Annotated in this window: 5 protein-coding genes; all 5 read left to right on the forward strand. The window is 71.3% G+C overall.

Annotated features, from left to right (window positions below; genetic code table 11):
* Window positions 1–1,138, forward strand: a 1,138-nt coding sequence (locus GRC12_RS42000; protein WP_368861634.1) for a sensor histidine kinase, incomplete at its 5' end; no start/stop codon positions are given.
* Window positions 1,135–1,563, forward strand: a complete 429-nt coding sequence (locus GRC12_RS42005; protein ID WP_208785709.1) for a roadblock/LC7 domain-containing protein — start codon at window positions 1,135–1,137, stop codon at window positions 1,561–1,563. The genes GRC12_RS42000 and GRC12_RS42005, both read left to right, overlap by 4 nt.
* Before the next feature lie 14 nt (window positions 1,564–1,577).
* Entirely contained in the window at window positions 1,578–1,916 is a 339-nt protein-coding gene (locus GRC12_RS42010; RefSeq protein ID WP_244374598.1) for a DUF742 domain-containing protein, read from the forward strand.
* Complete coding sequence (locus GRC12_RS42015; RefSeq protein WP_208785711.1) at window positions 1,900–2,496, forward strand: GTP-binding protein; 597 nt, start codon at window positions 1,900–1,902, stop codon at window positions 2,494–2,496. Before GRC12_RS42010 ends, GRC12_RS42015 begins: the two co-directional genes overlap by 17 nt.
* Before the next feature lie 369 nt (window positions 2,497–2,865).
* A complete protein-coding gene (locus tag GRC12_RS42020) occupies window positions 2,866–4,659 on the forward strand; it encodes an FAD/NAD(P)-binding protein (protein ID WP_208785712.1) in 1,794 nt (597 codons plus the stop codon).
* Window positions 4,660–4,691 lie beyond the last annotated feature (32 nt).

The raw sequence follows: 4,691 nt of genomic DNA on the forward strand, positions 1-4,691 counted from the left end.
CGAACAGGCCGTGCTGCGCCGCAACGCCACCGACTCCCTGGTCAGCCTGGGCCGCCGCAACCAGAACCTGGTCCGTCGGCAGATCAGCTTCATCAACAAGCTGGAGCACGAGGACGCCGACCCGGCCACCCTGGCCAACCTCTTCGAACTCGACCACCTCGCCACCCGGATGCGCCGCAACGCCGAGAGCCTGCTGGTGCTCGCCGGCGAGTCCAGCCCCCGCCCCTGGGCCACCCCGCTCGCCCTCACCGACGTGCTGCGCGCCGCGCTCTCCGAGGTCGAGGAGTACCGCCGGGTCACCCTGCGGCGGATCGAACCCGCGCACATCACCGGCTCGGTCGTCGCCGAAGTCGCCCATCTGCTCGCCGAGCTGGTCGAGAACGCGCTCAGCTTCTCCCCGCCGGACTCCGACGTCGAGATCGAGGGGCGCCGCACCAGCGCCGGCTACCTGGTCGCGATCGTCGACCACGGATTCGGCATGGACGCCCAGGCACTCGCGGAGGCCAACGTCCGGCTGTCCGGCACCGCCAGCTTCATGGCCGAACCCACCCGGTTCCTCGGCCACTTCGTGGTCGGCGCCCTCGCCCGCAAGTGCGGCATCGAGGTACGGCTCGGGGAGGCGCCGGCGGCCGGCGTGGTCGCCCGGGTGCTGATCCCGACCTCACTGCTGACGGAGGCCCCGCAGAAGAAGGCGGCGGACAAGGCGGCGGACAAGGCGGTGCTGCCCGCACCGCGCAAGGAGACGGAGGTGCCGGCCGCCGAGCCGGTCACCGTGGCGGCGGAAGCGAAGCCGAAGAGCGTGGACGAGAACCGGAACGAGAACCGGAACGAGAACAGGAACGAGGGCAGGAGCGCCGGCGTGCGGGGCGGCGCCTCCGCCGCCCGCACCCGCAACGGTCTCGTCAAGCGGCCCCAGCGCAGCGCGATCGCGGACGCCGTCAGCGAGACGGACCGGCCGCTGCGGCCGGCACCCGGCGGGCCGGCCCCCGACCGGAGCCCCGAGGAGATCTCCGGGATGCTCTCCACCCTGCGCAGCGCCCACATGCGGGGCGGGATCAGCGTGGAGAAGGAGAAGAAGCAGGACAAGCAGCAGGACAAGCAGCGGTCCGCCGAACAGGGTGAGGGTGACGCCAAGTGACCACCGTGGACGCCCACAACGACTCGCAGACCTTCAACTGGCTGCTCGCCAACTTCGTCCGGAGCACCGACGGGGTACGGGACGCGGTCGCCGTCTCGTCCGACGGGCTGCTGATCGCCGTGTCCGACGGGCTCGGGCGGACCGAGGCCGACCATCTCGCGGCGATCGTGTCGGGGCTGAGCAGCCTGGCGCGCAGCGCGTCCAAGCGGTACGGCTTCGACGGGGTCAAGCTCATCATGATCGAGATGGGGCGCGGATTCCTGCTCGTCTCCGCGATCCGCGACGGCAGCTGTCTCGGGGTGCTCGCCGACAGCAGCGGTGAACTGGGTCTGGTCGGCTATGAGATGGCGGTGCTCGCGGAGCGGGCGGGTGATCTGCTCACGCCCACGCTCATCGCCGATCTGCGGCAGGCGTTGCCGCGGTGAACGGCGAACTTCCCATGGACGTAGAACCGGTTGAGGACGCGACGTTCGTCCGGCCGTTCATCATCACCGGCGGCCGGGCCGAGCCGCTCCGGGCGGACCTTCGGCTGGAGACGCTGGTCGTGGCCGTCGGTGTGCCCGACGAGACGCTGACCTTCGAACGGCGGCACATCGTCGCGGTGTGCGAGCAGCCGACGACGGTCGCGGAGGTGGCGTCGCGGGTCGGTGTGCCGCTCGGCGTCGCCAAGGTGCTCGTGTCCGACCTCGTCGTCGCGGGTCAGCTGACCTGCCGGCAACCCGCGGAGCTGCCGCTCCAGACGCTCGAAAGGATCAGGGACCATGTCCGGGCGCTCTGACAGGACCGTGCCGCTCGCCGTGAAGATCGTGGTGAGCGGAGGACTCGGGGTCGGCAAGACCACGTTCATCGGGGCGATCTCGGAGATCGAGCCGCTGGACACGGAGGCCGCGATCACCCAGGTCTCGGTGGGCGTCGACTCACTGGACGGGGTCGAGTCGAAGACGACGACCACGGTGGCCCTGGACTTCGGACGGATCACCCTGGACCCGACGATCGCCCTGTACCTGTTCGGGACGCCTGGGCAGGACCGCTTCTCCTTCCTCTGGGACGACCTGGTGGAGGGCGCCCTCGGGACGGTCGTCCTCGCCGACACCCGGCGCATCGAGGAGTGTTTCCCGGCGGTCGACTACTTCGAGTCGCAGGGGGCGCCGTTCGTGCTGGCCGTGAACCGCTTCGACGGGGCGGAGCGGTTCGAACTGGAGGAAGTGCGCGAGGCACTGGGGCTGGGGGGTGACGTGCCGGTGCTGGAGTGCGACGCACGGGAGCGGTCTTCCGTGCGTGATGTGCTGGGTGCTCTGATGGATCGGGTGATCGGGGTCCGGGCCGCGCCCAGGAGGCGGGCCGCGATGGTGCGTTAGCGGCGGACTGCGGAAAGCACGAGGGGAGGGGTGTGCGTGTGAAGGCGAGAGCAAGGAGATGAGCGGCGCCGGGCAGGGCGCGGGCAGAGCGGTCGGCTCAACAGGAACAGGACCACACGCGACCGAAGTCGATGTGGGAGCGCTTGACCAGCCACTGCTGTGGATGCATGGAGTAAGTGGAACAGGCATCCGGTTCCGCGTCAACTGAGGTGAGACGTGCGGCTCATATGCTGGACAGCCTTGACAGTGACGGGAAACGGCCCCGTAGAGTCGATGGACGGTCCTGCTGAGGGGCTCGACCGTACTGCGCCGTGCTGCGCATCCGTGTGAAGGCACCACCGTGTTCCACCTACGTCGCGGAGCCTTCGCATGTCCTCGGACACCCTTGTCGCATTCCCCGCCGAATCCGCGCGGCACTCCCTGGTGATCGTGGGGGCCGGGCCGCGGGGGACCGGTCTGATCGAGCGGATCGCCGCCAACGCCCCTGAGCTGTACGGCGGTTCGGGTCTCGACATCCATCTCGTCGACCCGCATCCGCCGGGCGCCGGACGGATCTGGCGGGCCGCGCAGTCGCCGCTTTTGTGGATGAACTCGCACGCCGAGGACGTCACCATGTTCACCGACGAGACGGTGGCCATGGAGGGCCCGGTGCGCGAGGGTCCCACGCTGCACGAGTGGGCCGGCATCGACGGCGGTGTCTTCGCGGACCGGCAGCTGCAGGGCTCCTATCTGCGCTGGGTGCACGAACAGGCCGTCGCCGCGCTGCCCCCGGACGTCACCGTCCACCACCACCCGCGGCGCGCCCTGCGGATCGACGGTCCGCGGGAGGGGCGTCAGCTGGTGTGGCTGGAGGGCCGCTCCAGACCCCTCCCGGCCGATCTGGTGGTGCTGGCCATCGGCCATCTCGACGCGGAACTCGACGAGCAGCAGCGTGAGTTGGCCGACTATGCGCGCGAGCACGGGCTGGTGCACCTGCCGCCCGACTTCACCGCCGACAGCGATCTGTCCCCGCTCGAACCCGGCGAACCGGTCCTGGTCCGCGGGTTCGGGCTGGCCTTCGTCGACCTGATGGTGCTGCTCACCGAGGGACGGGGCGGGCGGTACGAGGGCGACACCTATGTGCCGTCCGGGCGGGAACCGGTGCTGTACGTCGGATCGCGGCGCGGGGTGCCGTACCACTCCAAGATCGGCTACGAGTGGAGCGGTGAGCGGCCGCCGCTGCCGCGGTTCTTCGGGCCCGGCGAGGTCGGTGAACTGCTCGCCAGGCCAGGCGGGTTCGACTTCCGGCGGGACGTGTGGCCGCTGGTGGAGAAGGAGTTGGGGTTCGCCCACTACCACCGGCTGTTCACCGTGCATCCGGAGCGGACCGCGATGTCCTGGGCCGACTTCGAGGAGAAGTACGCGGCGGGGAGCGGGGCGGAGATCCAGGCGCTGGTCGGATCCGCCGTGCCCGATCCCGGGGACCGGCTGGACCTCGCCGCGCTCGACCGGCCCCTGGACGGGGTGCGGTACGGGTCGCTGGACGAGTTCCAGGAGGGGCTGCGCGGATATGTCGAGCGGGATCTGAACAGACGGCACGATCCGCGGTACGACCCCGACCTGGCGGTCTTCCTTGCGCTGCTGTCCGTCTACGGGCAGCTGATCCGGCTCGGTGACATCGGGCCCTGGTGGCACGGGTTCTTCAGCTATCTGGCCTCCGGTCCGCCCGGGCCCCGGCTGCGTCAGATGCTGGCACTCTCCCGGGCCGGGGTGCTGAAGTTCCTGGGCGCCGACATGACCGTCACCGCGGAGGACGGGGTGTTCCGGGCGGCCAGTGCCACCGTGCCGGGCGCCGTCGTCGAGGCGCGGGCGCTGGTCGAGGCGCGGCTGCCGGAGCCCACCGTCGGGCGGGCGCGGGACACCCTGCTGCGCGAACTGCAGGCCGACGGGGCCGCCGAGACGGCGGACGGGCTGCTGCGGGTCGATCCCGGCGACGGACGGATCCTCGACCGGGCCGGGCGACCGCACCCCCGGCGCTTCGCGCTCGGCCCCTACACCGACGGCCGTACCCCTGGCGCCTTCACCCGGCCGCGCACGGGCGGCCCCGCGTTCCGCCAGAACGACGCGACGGCACGGGCGGCCCTGCGCTTCCTGACGGAGCTGGCCTCCCGGGCGGCGGCGTGACGGCCGGAGTGGGCGTGGCGGCGGGGGTGGGG

It is taken from the genome of Streptomyces griseorubiginosus (assembly GCF_017614965.1).
Classification (GTDB): domain Bacteria; phylum Actinomycetota; class Actinomycetes; order Streptomycetales; family Streptomycetaceae; genus Streptomyces; species Streptomyces griseorubiginosus_B.

Excerpts from the sequence above, each read along its gene's own strand:
- GRC12_RS42010 (WP_244374598.1), top strand. The coding sequence starts at position 1,578 with ATGGACGTAGAACCGGTTGAGGACGCGACGTTCGTCCGGCCGTTCATC.
- GRC12_RS42015 (WP_208785711.1), top strand. The coding sequence starts at position 1,900 with ATGTCCGGGCGCTCTGACAGGACCGTGCCGCTCGCCGTGAAGATCGTG.
- GRC12_RS42020 (WP_208785712.1), top strand. The coding sequence starts at position 2,866 with ATGTCCTCGGACACCCTTGTCGCATTCCCCGCCGAATCCGCGCGGCAC.